The organism is Streptomyces sp. WAC05292 (genome assembly GCF_003949955.1).
In the GTDB taxonomy this organism is placed as follows: domain Bacteria; phylum Actinomycetota; class Actinomycetes; order Streptomycetales; family Streptomycetaceae; genus Streptomyces; species Streptomyces globosus.
In genome coordinates, this window is record NZ_RPSE01000263.1 from 1 (window position 1) to 8835 (window position 8835).

The 8835-nt window shown below is 68.7% G+C and carries 8 protein-coding genes, 1 tRNA gene and 1 pseudogene; 8 read left to right on the forward strand and 2 right to left on the reverse strand.

Annotation, left to right across the window (positions count from 1 at the left end; all coding sequences use genetic code 11):
• Positions 1–157 precede the first annotated feature (157 nt).
• The 6 genes from EF903_RS23135 to EF903_RS23160 all read left to right on the forward strand — a co-directional run bounded on the left by EF903_RS23135 (position 158) and on the right by EF903_RS23160 (position 6762).
• Positions 158–361, forward strand: coding sequence for a hypothetical protein (locus EF903_RS23135; RefSeq protein ID WP_125546134.1), 204 nt, complete (start codon positions 158–160; stop codon positions 359–361).
• 558 nt (positions 362–919) lie between these two features.
• On the forward strand, positions 920–2158 hold the full coding sequence (locus tag EF903_RS23140; RefSeq protein WP_125546137.1) for a branched-chain amino acid ABC transporter substrate-binding protein: 1239 nt from the start codon (positions 920–922) through the stop codon (positions 2156–2158).
• A 116-nt stretch (positions 2159–2274) separates the two neighbouring features.
• Positions 2275–3207 carry a branched-chain amino acid ABC transporter permease gene (locus tag EF903_RS23145; protein WP_125546139.1) on the forward strand — a complete coding sequence of 311 codons (933 nt, stop codon included), beginning with the start codon at positions 2275–2277 and terminating at the stop codon, positions 3205–3207.
• Positions 3208–3212: 5 nt separating this feature from the next.
• The gene (locus EF903_RS23150; RefSeq protein ID WP_125546141.1) at positions 3213–4937 is read left to right on the forward strand and encodes a branched-chain amino acid ABC transporter permease; all 1725 of its coding nucleotides are present in this window, start codon (positions 3213–3215) and stop codon (positions 4935–4937) included.
• A gap of 5 nt (positions 4938–4942) precedes the next feature.
• Positions 4943–6049 carry an ABC transporter ATP-binding protein gene (locus tag EF903_RS23155; RefSeq protein WP_125546148.1) on the forward strand — a complete coding sequence of 369 codons (1107 nt, stop codon included), beginning with the start codon at positions 4943–4945 and terminating at the stop codon, positions 6047–6049.
• Entirely contained in the window at positions 6046–6762 is a 717-nt protein-coding gene (locus tag EF903_RS23160) for an ABC transporter ATP-binding protein (protein ID WP_125546143.1), read from the forward strand. The genes EF903_RS23155 and EF903_RS23160 overlap by 4 nt, the downstream gene beginning before the upstream one ends.
• 94 nt (positions 6763–6856) lie before the next feature.
• On the opposite strand, the gene EF903_RS23165 is transcribed toward EF903_RS23160, so the two are convergent.
• Positions 6857–7510 carry an ANTAR domain-containing response regulator gene (locus tag EF903_RS23165; RefSeq protein ID WP_125546144.1) on the reverse strand — a complete coding sequence of 218 codons (654 nt, stop codon included), beginning with the start codon at positions 7508–7510 and terminating at the stop codon, positions 6857–6859.
• A gap of 99 nt (positions 7511–7609) precedes the next feature.
• On the opposite strand from EF903_RS23165, the gene EF903_RS23170 reads away from it, so the two are divergent.
• Positions 7610–7684: transfer RNA gene (locus EF903_RS23170), tRNA-Leu, on the forward strand.
• A 110-nt stretch (positions 7685–7794) separates the two neighbouring features.
• On the forward strand, positions 7795–8529 hold the full coding sequence (locus EF903_RS23175) for a transcriptional regulator (RefSeq protein WP_125546146.1): 735 nt from the start codon (positions 7795–7797) through the stop codon (positions 8527–8529).
• On the opposite strand, the pseudogene EF903_RS34265 reads toward EF903_RS23175, so the two are convergent.
• Positions 8530–8835 (reverse strand): annotated as a pseudogene (locus EF903_RS34265) (hypothetical protein); the annotation flags it as partial.

Consider the following 8835-nt stretch of genomic DNA (forward strand, 5'->3'; position numbering starts at 1 on the left):
GATCTCCGCGGGGGAGGACGGGCTCGGCGCCGCCCCACAGGCCCCGCCCAAGTCCGCACCGGCGGCGGCGCCGAGCCCGTCCTCCCCCGCGGAGATCTGCTCGACTCTCGTGTCCTATTGAGCGAAGGAGGCCCTCACGGGCGGCAGGTGGGCCGGCTTGGACTGGGAGCAGAAGGGGCTGTCGAACGCCCAGTTCGCGATCCACGAGGATGCCGTCGCCGCAGGTCGGGCGGTGGAGCGAACTCACGGGCGGGACAAGGCACTTGAGGCCGTCGACCGGGTCGTCGCCGAACGCTGCGCGGCCGAGGGCGGGGCGACCGGGAGTTCGGAGAACCGGCGGGCGCCGAGCCCGGCCGGGTGACCGGATTGCCGTGCGCGGTGTCCGGCTTCCGGGCAGTGCGCCCCCGCGGGGGACCGGGTCGGGTCTGGGCCGGTAGGGGGCGTTCCGCACCCCTCCCCCACCCCCGGACCATGATCCAATCGCCCGAAATGGATCAAGAACAATCATTGCCGTCAGTAATGACCACGCCCCACAGAATCCCCTTTTACGTGCGCGGAATGCCACCCCCGCGATTCTTTCGGACACTCCCTGCGACATTCGGCCTGTTTTGATCTATGACAGGACCATGAGGCCCCCAAGCCCCTTAGAGAACCTGCGAATTCTCACCATGCGGACAATCTCCCGAAGCGCCAAACGTCCGTTCTGTCCGTACTCCGGCCTCACATTCTTGGCCTTGGCATAACAAGACAGTCACATCCTCCTTTCCCTGCTCCCCCCACTCCCCACCGCGGCCTAGAGTCACGGCCAGTCACCGCGCCACAGGGCGCACCCCAGCACGGCCGTGGACTCCCAGTGCGGCCCGGCGACCCATCGGCACAGCCCCAACTCGGGGCAGCCGCGCCAGGGAAAGGAAGAATCGTGCGACACCGTTCTCTGCTCGTCCTCACCACCGTGATCACCACGGGAGCACTGACCCTCACCGCCTGCGGTTCGCGCGACGAAGCGAAGACCGGCGACAACGCCGGCGGCGGCAGCAAGACCGTCGTCGTCATCGGCGTCGACGCCCCGCTCACCGGATCCCTTTCGGCCCTCGGCCAGGGCATCAAGAACTCCGTTGACCTCGCTGCCAAGACCGCGAACAAGAACAACGAAGTTCCCGGCATTGAATTCAAGGTCGAAGCGCTCGACGACCAGGCAGTTCCTGCCTCCGGACAGGCAAACGCCACCAAGCTCGTAGGCAACAAGGACGTTCTCGGCGTCGTCGGCCCGCTGAACTCCGGCGTCGCCCAGCAGATGCAGGGCGTCTTCGCCTCGGCGAACCTCGCCCAGGTCTCCCCGGCCAACACCAACCCCTCCCTGAGCCAGGGCGACAACTGGGGCAAGGGCGAGTACAAGCGCCCCTTCAAGACCTACTTCCGCACCGCCGCCACCGACGTGGTCCAGGGCAAGTTCGCCGCCCAGTACCTCTTCAAGGACGCCGGCAAGAAGAAGGTCTTCGTCGTCGACGACAAGCAGACCTACGGTGCCGGCCTCGCCGGCATCTTCTCGGAGGAGTTCAAGAAGCTCGGCGGCGAGGTCGTCGGCACCGACCACGTGACCGTCAAGGAGACCGACTTCTCCTCGACCGCCGACAAGGTCAAGGCCTCCGGCGCCGACTCCGTCTACTTCGGCGGCCAGTACCCCGAGGGCGGCCTGCTCTCCGACCAGATCAAGAAGACCGGCGCCGCCATCCCGCTCTTCGGCGGCGACGGCATCTACGACCCGGCCTTCATCTCGGCCTCCGCCGAGGCCAACGACGGCGACCTCGCGACCTCCATCGGCGCCCCCGTCGAGAAGCTCGACACCGCCAAGAAGTTCATCGAGGACTACAAGGCCGGCGGCTACAAGGACCCGTACGCGGCCTACGGCGGCTACTCCTACGACGCCGGCTGGGCCATCGTCCAGGCCGTCAAGGCCGTCGTCGCCGCCAACGGCGGCAAGGTCCCGGCCGACGCCCGCGCCAAGGTCGTCGAGGCCCTCGGCAAGGTCTCCTTCGACGGTGTGACCGGCAAGGTCTCCTTCGACGAGTACGGCGACACCACCAACAAGCAGCTCACGGTCTACAAGGTCGAGGGCGGCAAGTGGGTCGACGTCAAGAGCGACACCTTCAACCAGTAGTCGCCGCGCCTGACGGCGCCCACACCTGACCCACCCCAAGAGAACCAAGCCGCGCGAGGGCGCAAACAGCGCCCTCGCGCGGACTCTTATCCGACACGCACATCGGAGGCCCTGCGGTGCACGAACTGCCGCAACAGCTGGCCAACGGCCTTGCCCTCGGTGCCCTTTACGGCCTCATCGCCATCGGGTACACCATGGTCTACGGCATCGTCCAGCTCATCAACTTCGCCCACGGCGAGATCTTCATGATCGGGGGCTTCGGCGCCCTCACCACCTACACCGCACTCCCGAGCGGAACCTCGCTCCTGGTGGCGATACCCCTCATGATCCTCGGAGGCGCGCTCGCCTCCGTCGCCGTGGCGACCGCAGCCGAACGCTTCGCCTACCGGCCGCTGCGTTCCGCCCCGCGCCTGGCACCCCTCATCACCGCCATCGGCCTCTCGATCGCACTCCAGCAGCTCGTCTGGCAGTTCTACCCGGACGCCAAGAAGGCCGTCACCTTCCCGGAGTTCACCGGCAAGGCCTTCCAGATCACCGACAACCTGGCCATCCAGCGCGCCGACGCCTTCGTCCTCGCCCTGGCCCCGCTCTGCATGCTCGCCCTCGGCGTCTTCGTCTCCAAGAGCCGCAGCGGCCGTGCCATGCAGGCCACCGCCCAGGACCCCGACACCGCCAAGCTGATGGGCATCAACACCGACCGCATCATCGTCATGGCCTTCGCCATCGGTGCCGCGTTCGCCGCCGTCGCCGCCGTCGCGTACGGCGTCGACAAGGGCCAGATCAACTTCGAGATGGGCTTCATCCTCGGACTGAAGGCCTTCACCGCTGCCGTCCTCGGCGGCATCGGCAACATCTACGGCGCCATGGTCGGCGGCGTCGTGCTCGGCCTCGCCGAGGCCCTCTCGATCGCCTACATCGAGGAAATCCCCGGCATGCAGCAGCTCGGCGGCGGCGCGTGGGCCAACGTCTGGGCCTTCGTCCTGCTCATCGTCGTCCTCCTCGTGCGTCCCCAAGGCCTGCTCGGCCAGCGCGTCACGGATCGGGCGTGAGAACCATGACCACCACCGAAACCACCCCCACCACCGTGGCCGCGCAGCCCGCCACCGCCAACAAGGCCCTGCTGTACGCGATCACCGGCGGCTCCGCCCTGACCGCCATCAGCGCCTTCCTGGCATGGACGTACACCACCGCCTTCCCGGGCAACCTCACCCTCTACGGGTACCCCGCGCCCCTCCAGATGCTCACCCTGGTCGGCGCACTCCTCACCGCCCTGTACGCCCTCTCCGCCCTCGGCATCAAGGGCCTGGGCTGGCTCGCCCCGAACGGCACCCGCGCCGCCCTGCGCTTCCTCGCCGCCGGCGCGGCCGCCACCACCGTCTTCACCGTCGGCTCCATCGCCGTCGAGCTCGGCGGCCTCGTCCACCTGGAGCCCGGAGCCTGGGTCGCCGCCCTCGCCTCGCTCGTCCCGGCCGCCGCCGCCTTCAAGCTCGAAGACGACAAGCGCAAGGCCGCCCCCGCGGGCACGCTCCCCTCCTGGGCCGAGATCCTCATCATCGTCGGCGTCTACGCCCTCGGCCTCTACGTCATCACGTTCGGCATCGACACCGATGACAAGGAACCGCAGCTCTTCATCGCGTACCTGATCACCGTCGGCCTCGCCGCCACGGGCCTCATGAAGTCCGGTCTCCCCGACCGCTTCGCCGCGATCACCGGACGCCACCGCCAGGTCGCCCTCATCGCGACCGCGGCCGCCTTCATCGGCTTCCCGTTCATCCAGCAGAGCGGCGACACCTACACCCTGATCGCCGTCAACATCCTGATCTTCGCGACCGTGGCCCTCGGCCTCAACGTCGTCGTCGGTCTCGCCGGCCTCCTCGACCTCGGCTACGTCGCCTTCCTCGGAGTCGGCGCCTACACCGCCGCCCTGGTCTCCGGAAGCACCGCCTCCGCCTTCGGTGTCCACCTGCCCTTCTGGGCCGCCGTCATCGTCGGAGCCATCGCCTCCCTCGTCTTCGGCGTCGTCATCGGTGCACCGACCCTGCGCCTGCGCGGCGACTACCTCGCCATCGTGACCCTCGGCTTCGGAGAGATCTTCCGTATCGCCATGGGCAACCTCGACGGCACCTCCGGCCCCCAGATCACCAACGGCCCCAACGGCATCCCGAACATCCCCCACCTCGAACTCTTCGGGTGGAACTTCGGCGAGGCCCACAACGTCTTCGGCATCACGCTCGGCGCCTACGCCAACTACTACCTGCTGATGCTGCTGGTCATGGCCCTGGTCATCCTGGTGTTCGCCCGCGCCGGCAACAGCCGCATCGGACGCGCCTGGGTCGCCATCCGCGAGGACGAGACCGCCGCCGAGGCCATGGGCATCAACGGCTTCCGCGTCAAGCTCATCGCCTTCGCCCTCGGCGCCACCCTCGCCGGCCTCGCCGGCACCGTCCAGGCCCACGTCAACACCACGGTGGTCCCCGAGAACTACGTCTTCGCCGGGCCCGTCCCGCCGAACTCCGCGTTCCTCCTCGCCGCCGTCATCCTCGGCGGCATGGGAACCATCCGCGGACCCATCCTCGGCTCCGCGCTCCTCTTCCTGATCCCCGCGAAGCTCCAGTTCCTCCAGGACTACCAGCTCCTCGGATTCGGCATCGCCCTCATCCTGCTCATGCGCCTGCGCCCCGAAGGCCTCATCGCCGACAAGCGCGCCAAGCTCGAGTACCACGACGACACCGCTGACCAGGCCCCCACCGACCTGGCCACCGCCAAGGCGGGTGCGTGAACACCATGACGACCACCACCGACACCACCACCAAGCCCGCCGCCGCCCCGGCCGGCGAGACCGTCCTCGACGCGAGCGGCGTCACCATGCGCTTCGGCGGCCTCACCGCCGTCAAGGGCGTGGACCTCCAGGTCAACTCGGGCGAGATCGTCGGACTCATCGGCCCCAACGGCGCCGGCAAGACCACCTTCTTCAACTGCCTCACCGGCCTGTACGTCCCCACCGAGGGCAAGGTCAGCTACAAGGGCACCGTCCTGCCGCCCAAGCCCCACCTGGTCACGCAGGCGGGCATCGCCCGCACCTTCCAGAACATCCGGCTCTTCTCCAACATGACGGTGCTGGAGAACGTCCTCGTCGGACGCCACACCCGGACCAAGGAAGGCCTCTGGTCGGCCCTCCTGCGCGGCCCCGGCTTCAAGAAGGCCGAAGCCGCCTCCGAGGCCCGCGCCATGGAGCTCCTGGAGTTCATCGGCCTTCAGCACAAGGCCCAGCACCTCGCGAAGAACCTCCCGTACGGCGAGCAGCGCAAGCTGGAGATCGCCCGCGCCCTCGCCAGCGACCCCGGCCTCCTGCTCCTCGACGAGCCCACCGCCGGCATGAACCCGCAGGAGACCCGCGCGGCCGAGGAGCTCATCTTCGCCATCCGGGACATGGGCATCGCCGTCCTCGTCATCGAGCACGACATGCGCTTCATCTTCAACCTGTGCGACCGGGTCGCCTGCCTCGTCCAGGGCGAGAAGCTCATCGAGGGCACCGCGGCCGAAGTCCAGGGCGACGAGCGCGTCATCGCCGCCTACCTCGGCGAACCCTTCGAAGGCGCCCCCGGCGCCGCCGAGGCCGCCGAGGTCGAGGCAGCCGAGCAGCACGCCGCCGACGCCGCCAAGGCCGACGCCCCGGCCAAGGCGGACGCCCCGGCCAAGGCCGATGCCCCGGCCGAGGACGCCGCCGAGGAGGCTGCGGAGGACGCCGCCGACGCCGACGGCCAGGACGACGACACCGCGGACGACGCCGGCACCCCGGCCGACGCCGGCACCGCCGACGAGGCCGGAACCGACACGGAGCCGGCCACCGACGCGGACAGCACCACCAGCAAGGACGGAGAAGCCAAGTGACCGTACTGATGGAGGTCAACGACCTCAAGGTCGCCTACGGCAAGATCGAGGCCGTCAAGGGCATCTCCTTCACCGTCGAGACCGGGCAGATCGTCTGCCTCGTCGGCACCAACGGCGCCGGCAAGACGACGACCCTGCGCACCCTCTCGGGCCTCATCAAGCCCCGCGGCGGCAGCATCACCTTCGACGGCCAGCCCCTCGGCACCGTCCCCGCCCACAAGATCGTCTCCCTGGGCCTCGCCCACTCCCCCGAGGGACGCCACATCTTCCCCCGGCTGACGATCGCCGAGAACCTCCAGCTCGGCGCCTTCCTCCGCAAGGACAAGGAAGGCATCGAGAAGGACGTCCAGCGCGCCTACGAGCTCTTCCCCATCTTGGGCGAGCGCCGCAAGCAGGCCGCCGGCACCCTCTCGGGCGGCGAGCAGCAGATGCTCGCGATGGGCCGCGCCCTCATGTCGCGCCCGAAGCTGCTCATGCTGGACGAGCCCTCCATGGGCCTGTCCCCGCTGATGATGCACAAGATCATGTCCACCATCGCGGAACTCAAGGCACAGGGCATGACGATCCTCCTCGTCGAGCAGAACGCCCAGGCCGCGCTCTCCCTGGCCGACCAGGCGCACGTCATGGAGATCGGCAAGATCGTCCTTTCCGGCACCGGCCAGGAACTCCTCCACAACGAGGAGGTCCGCAAGGCCTACCTCGGCGAGGACTGACCGCCACGGCACCACCCGCACACGCGTGAGGCCCGCCACCGGAACCCCGGTGGCGGGCCTCACCCGTACGTGCGCCGGTGCGGCCGGCCGGGCGTCAGCCCTTGGCCGCGTTCTTCTTCTCCTCGGCGTCCTCGATGACCGCCTCCGCGACCTGCTGCATCGACATCCGCCGGTCCATCGACGTCTTCTGGATCCACCGGAACGCCGCCGGCTCCGTCAGCCCGTACTGCGTCTGCAGGATGCTCTTCGCGCGGTCCACCAGCTTGCGCGTCTCCAGCCGCTGCGCGAGGTCCGCGACCTCCTTCTCCAGCGCCCGCAGCTCCGCGAACCGCGACACCGCCATCTCGATGGCCGGCACGACGTCGCTCTTGCTGAACGGCTTCACCAGGTACGCCATGGCCCCGGCGTCCCGCGCCCGCTCCACCAGCTCGCGCTGCGAGAACGCCGTCAGCATCAGGACCGGCGCGATCGACTCCTGCGCGATCTTCTCCGCCGCCGAGATCCCGTCCAGGACGGGCATCTTCACGTCCAGGATCACCAGGTCCGGGCGGTGCTCCCGGGCCAGCTCGACGGCGGCCTGCCCGTCGCCGGCCTCGCCGACCACGGAGTAGCCCTCCTCCTCGAGCATCTCCTTGAGGTCGAGACGGATGAGCGCCTCGTCCTCGGCGATGACGACGCGGGTCGTCAGCGGCGGAACGTGCGACTGGTCGGCGTCGGGCGTGGGCGTCGACTCGTGCTCGGCGGTCACGGTGGGCTCCTCGATGCGGGGCAGACAAGCTCCCCCGAGCCTACCTAGCTGCGGTAAGGTGGACACGCAGCGGGTCGATGACAACCTTCGATTCGTTGGGCCCCGGTAGCCCAATTGGCAGCAGGCGATGGATTCAAAACCCATACAGTGTCGGTTCGAGTCCGACCCGGGGCACTTTTCCTTAAATTCCATGGTCACGAGACCGTGCGTGACCATCACCCTTTCCGGGGAACAGCGCCCGTTTCGGGCCACCTACGGCGTCCTTCTGCGCGAACGTCGCGCACATGTACGACATCGCCACCCGTCGACGAGCCCTCGCTCTTCTCGACCAAGGTCGCAGCCTGAACTCGGTGAGCACCGAGACGGGCATCTCCCGCTCCGCACTGCGCGCCTGGCAGATCCGGATCGAGCCGCTCACCCGCACGGGACGGGACACCGAATGCGTCGGCCCCGCCGACCAGGAGGCCTATGTCTACCTGCTCGGCCTCTATCTCGGCGACGGCTGCATCAGCCCCCACCCACGCGGGGGACACCACCTGCGCATCGCCTGCGGGGACGCCTGGCCCGGCTTGATCGAACTGTGCCGGGCGGCGATAGCCGCCGTCCGCCCGCAGGACCGGGTCTACGTCCTGAAGCGGTCCGGCTGGGTCGTGGTGACCAGCTTCGGACACCATTGGACCTGCCTGTTCCCCCAGCACGCCCCGGGCAAGAAACACGACCGCCGCATCCGCCTGCTCCCCTGGCAGCAGGCCATGGTCGACATCCACCCCTGGGCCCTCGTGCGCGGTCTGATCCACTCCGACGGATGCCGGACCACCAACTGGACCGTCCGCAACGGCAAGCGGTACGAGTACCCGCGCTACTTCTTCACCAACAAGTCGGCGGACATCACCGCCCTCCTGACGACCACCCTGGACCGCCTCGGGGTGAGCTGGACGCGCGCCAACCAGAACAACACCTCCATCGCCCGCAAGGAGTCCGTGGCGCTCATGGATCTGCACGTCGGGCCGAAGCACTAGCTACCGGCGGGCGTAGCCGCCGATGCCGACGAGGCAGTACACGTACTGGTTGATGGGGACGCCGTTGCGCGTGTAGCTGTGCGAGAAGGCGTACTCGGTCCTGGGGTTGGCCTGGCAGCGTTCCATCTCCGTGGTGAAGGGGAAGCGCTGGATGACCTTGTAGTGGGCGTCGTCGGCGGAGCAGGCGACCTCGTTGATGTCGTGGACTCGGGTGGCGGTGGTCGAGTCGGGGAGGGTGCCGTTGAGGCAGGTGCCTTCGTCGTAGGGGCTGGGCTGCGGGGCCGCGCTGGTGGGGGTGCCGAGGTC

Coding starts and splice junctions, on each gene's coding strand:
- EF903_RS23150 (WP_125546141.1), top strand. CDS start 3,213: ATGACCACCACCGAAACCACCCCCACCACCGTGGCCGCGCAGCCCGCC.
- EF903_RS23155 (WP_125546148.1), top strand. CDS start 4,943: ATGACGACCACCACCGACACCACCACCAAGCCCGCCGCCGCCCCGGCC.
- EF903_RS23175 (WP_125546146.1), top strand. CDS start 7,795: ATGTACGACATCGCCACCCGTCGACGAGCCCTCGCTCTTCTCGACCAA.